Consider the following 1756-nt stretch of genomic DNA (forward strand, 5'->3'; position numbering starts at 1 on the left):
CATTCAAACCTCCATTTGGGAAGTTTGAATCAGAAATCAAACCCAATGGGAATCCTGATTGTCCACAGGCCCTAGTTGGACCCAAGGCATGCAACGTTTTTTCGCCGCGACCTCACCTTACCTCACATGGGCGGTGCTTGCCTCCCTCGGCGTGATGATGACCTTCACCGCACTGACATCAACGGATCCGAGGATCTTTCACCAACTTGTGCACCCATCAGGCGAAACCTCTGCAAGGCTGTTGATTGTCACGATGATGGCGACCCCTCTGGCGATGCTGCTGAAAGGATGGCGCGGACCACTATGGTTGAAACGCAACCGCCGTTATCTGGGCGTCGCTGCTTTTGGCTATGCGGTGTTGCACACAATTTTCTATCTGCTGGACAAGGCGTCACTGACAACTGTCGTTGATGAGTTGCCGCGCCTTTACATCTGGACCGGCTGGATCGCGTTTGTCATTTTCGTGCCACTGGCGCTGACATCCATGGATTACTTCGTGCGCAAGATGGGCATATGGTGGAAGTGGCTCCAACGCTGGACCTACGCCGCCGCCGTGCTGACGCTGGTGCATTGGGCCGCTTTGCATGATTGGAACGGAGCAGCACCCGCCCTAGTCCACTTTGGGCCCCTGATCGCGCTTGAGGCCTACCGTGTCTGGTACTGGTATCTGCGTCCACGGCCCGTCGCGGCATAGCCACTGCCTCGACGCCTTGAATCAAGGCATCATGCAGAGCGAAGGGGAACAAGTCTCAAGCAACGGTTTCATGGTGTACTTTTGCAGTCATCAATACGGGATGTAATTGCAAAGCCGAATTCCGCTTACAGCGGTTCGCGGCCATTCGCACGTGCTGCAGCATCGGCCAAAATGGGCTCAAACCGGACTTGCGGCGGTGCGGCACGCAGATCTTAACCTCACAGGCTTCGGCGCGACCAACCGGATGACCCTTCCCAGCCCTAAGCAGACCCGCTATCTGCCGTGCTAGCGCGAAGGTTGCTTATGCAGGTCGGGCGTAAAGCCGACCGTTGCCTGTGCAGCAGCATGGTTGCGGCATTTGCCCAAAGCAGTCATTCGATCATGACGCAGCATTTTCTCCCCAGATCTAAGTGGTGGTCGGTTTGCGACCTCACCCACGCGCTGCATAGCATCCGCAGCAACCTTGGAAGACGAGTAATTTATACAGCGTTCGGCGACTGGATGGACCGCAAATCCATCACATGGGAAGCAGTTGTTCATCTCAGGACATCATTGTCGTCCAATGACGGGAGCGAGCATTCACGCAGCCCCAGTCAGGAGCCGACAATTCTGCGGGCGTTGGCTGGGGTGTTATGCTATCAAATGTGAGAATCGGACCAAAGACGACTGAAAAACATTATGTCGTGCCCAGTATATGAGCCAAGATGTCACGAGAAGTCAGAGATGAGATCCGTAGGAGTGGCTACATATTCCTCAAGAGTCATCGACCGAACGAAAGCGTCGTCGAGCTAGCGAAGTATTGGGGCAAGCCCATTGCCCCGTGGGAAGACGGGCTCGTCCAGGCTCTGGTGCCGCGCAGCGAAGCTGCGCCAAACAGCTATAGCGGCATTTACGGTCTTGGCCATTTTCCGTTTCATTCCGATCTCGCTCACTGGCGCACGCCGCCACGCTATCTCCTATTGCGCTGCGTGACCGGCTATGCGGATTGGAATGCCCCCACTGAAGTGGTCCACCAATTGGGATATGATTATCCCGTTTTCAGGAGGACTAAACAATGGCTGG

At 55.5% G+C, this 1756-nt stretch carries 2 protein-coding genes; both read left to right on the forward strand.

Going from position 1 to position 1756, the window contains the following annotated elements:
- Positions 1-88 precede the first annotated feature (88 nt).
- Complete coding sequence (locus ACEN2J_RS20755) at positions 89-694, forward strand: sulfite oxidase heme-binding subunit YedZ (RefSeq protein ID WP_442108657.1); 606 nt, start codon at positions 89-91, stop codon at positions 692-694.
- A 704-nt stretch (positions 695-1398) separates the two neighbouring features.
- A partial coding sequence (locus ACEN2J_RS20760) for a hypothetical protein (RefSeq protein ID WP_442108659.1) occupies positions 1399-1756 on the forward strand: 358 nt, incomplete at its 3' end.

Source organism: Pseudorhodobacter sp. W20_MBD10_FR17, assembly GCF_052119765.1.
GTDB lineage: Bacteria > Pseudomonadota > Alphaproteobacteria > Rhodobacterales > Rhodobacteraceae > Pseudorhodobacter.

Coding starts and splice junctions, on each gene's coding strand:
- ACEN2J_RS20755 (WP_442108657.1), top strand. CDS start 89: ATGCAACGTTTTTTCGCCGCGACCTCACCTTACCTCACATGGGCGGTG.